This is a genomic window from Vibrio sp. 03_296, from assembly GCF_002265885.1.
In genome coordinates this window covers 1-2,225 of record NZ_NPKW01000490.1, presented here as the reverse complement: position 1 = coordinate 2,225, position 2,225 = coordinate 1, and the positions used below count along the sequence as shown (strand labels likewise).

Below are 2,225 nucleotides of genomic sequence, written 5' to 3'. Positions count from 1 at the left end.
CACGGTTATCGTCTGCGCCAAGCCGGGGCGGATGTGATTGAGTCAGAGACTTATCATTCGGCATTAGAAGTGGGCGGGCGAAACCATGAAATTATTGGGGTCATCCGTTTTTTGTTGAGCACAAAGATGAGATACAAGCGCGTTGAAAATCGTAAGTCAGATTCTTTGTACAGCGCTTGGTTAGACGATTCAGAAGGTGAGCGTTTTGATAACAACTACAGAAAGCTGTTTATGCAGCTTGAAGAGAAAATGATGTTGGAAATGCAAAAGGATCGCCATACCAATCTTTCTCGCTCCGAGCGGGGTTGGACACCGCCCCCCAAAGATTACGCTGACGATCTGCAAGAGCTCAACAATGAGGTAAATGATCTCAACYTCAAATAGTGTTATTTGATTTTTGTAAGACCAAGGTTGACTGAAGCCATTGCTATTCAGTGTGTCTTTTCGACGGGCATATTATTGAGCAATGGCTTTTTAACATATCAGATTCCCATCGGCGTCGTATTCTGCGCGAGTACCCATATTTTCTTGATACTCTTCAATTCGGGTAAAGCGGCAATCAAGGGGTTGATATTTCTCCATGATTTCTTTAACGGATTTATGCACAGCAAGGCAGTTCGTGGTGTGTATGTCGTTCCAAATTAAGCGTTTTTCCAAGGGCACGGCAGCGAGCTTTTCTGGTGATAAAACGACTTTTTTGAAGGTGTAGAGTGGGGGCAGGTAATCAGCAAAGACATCTTTTTCGTACTCGCTCTGCTCAAAGTCAACGAAATCGTAATATGTGTAATCCTCATCAACCGGATTTTCGTAGAAGTTTAAGTAGTGATAGTCATCGTGGTAAGTGTCATCGTCATTGATGATAACGGCTCTCAGCCATTGCGCTCCGATAATATCGATATGGCGCAGTGCCAGATACAGTTCGCGTTTTACCATCATTTCCTGCCGGACATATGTAAGTTACACAACTGATGGTGTATCCCTTGACTTGTGTCTTCATCCCTAAAGCCATTTTCAAAGTAAAACCAGCGATTGGTAGTTTCTTGAAACTGATTAAACGTAAGATCAGCTCCCGCATTTTCTCATGACCAGTCAAAWCCATAGCGTGCTCGCCCACACGCTGGTACACCACATAATAATCAGAATATTCACTCATATTAGATTCCCATCGGCGTCGTATTCTGCGCGAGTGCCCATATCTTCTTGATACTCTTCAATTCGGGTAAAGCGACAATCAAGAGGTTGGTATTTTTCCATGATTTCTTTAACGGATTTATGTACGACGAGGCAATCCGTAAACTGCAAGTCATCCCAAATTAAGTTTCCATTCAGGCACGGCAGCGAGTTTTTCTGGTGATAAGACGATTTTCTCGAAGGTATAGAGCGGGGGCAGGTAGTCGGCAAAGACTATCTTTTTCGTACTCGCTCTGCTCAAAGTCAACGAAATCGTAATAGGCAATAATTTCGGTCTAAAGGATTTCGGAAAAAATTCAGGTAGTGGTAATCATCGTGGTAAGTGTCATCGTCATTGATGATAACGGCTTTTAGCCATTTGCGCTCCGGTGATATCGATATGGCGCAGTGCCAGATACAGCTCGCGTTTCACCATCATGTTTCTGCCGGACATATGTAAGTTACATAGCTGATGGTGAATCCCTTGACTTGTGTCTTCATCCCTAAAGCCATTTAGAAAGTAAAACCAGCGATTGGTGTTTTCCTGGAAGTCATTCGCCGTTAATCGCTCGTGGAGTATCATTTTTATGCCCGACTAACACCATGGCGTGCTCGCCCACACGTTGGTAAACCACATAATAATCAGAAAATTCACTCATATTAGATTCCTTGCTTTAATGTCCATTTATGCCTTAGGCAGGTCGATCACTCGGTTGTTCCAAATCGCATGTTCTTTGCTTAATTCAGGGCGTTTAAAGTTGTACTTTCGGTCGGTTTGGCCAAAATGGTTACAGCCAACGGGGCAGCGCTCACTGGTTTCTCGAGCTTTTGTAATGCTGGTTTGGCCTCTGCATCCCACGTATGAAGAAAAATTGTTGGGGATATTGGTAAGAGCCACTTTATTTGAAACGATTTTGTCCAATAAACGTTTGCTTATTTTGTTTGTGATATCGTCGATATTAGGTGTTTTATCACTTGCTTTTGTGTTTGGAGGACATTGTTTWAWTAGTTCTTTGACCTTTTCAAGTTCATTTTTACGGTGTGGTATGAGCCTT

At 43.0% G+C, this 2,225-nt stretch carries 4 pseudogenes; 1 reads left to right on the top strand and 3 read right to left on the bottom strand.

Annotated elements, in window-relative coordinates:
- Positions 1–384: pseudogene (locus CIK04_RS25630) on the top strand (potassium transporter); the annotation flags it as partial.
- A gap of 90 nt (positions 385–474) precedes the next feature.
- Here CIK04_RS25630 and CIK04_RS25625 read toward each other — a convergent pair.
- From CIK04_RS25625 to CIK04_RS25615, 3 pseudogenes are all read right to left on the bottom strand, one after another.
- Positions 475–1,153: pseudogene (locus CIK04_RS25625) on the bottom strand (hypothetical protein).
- Positions 1,150–1,829, bottom strand: a pseudogene (locus tag CIK04_RS25620) (hypothetical protein). The pseudogenes CIK04_RS25625 and CIK04_RS25620 overlap by 4 nt, the downstream one beginning before the upstream one ends.
- 26 nt (positions 1,830–1,855) lie before the next feature.
- Positions 1,856–2,225: pseudogene (locus tag CIK04_RS25615) on the bottom strand (hypothetical protein); the annotation flags it as partial.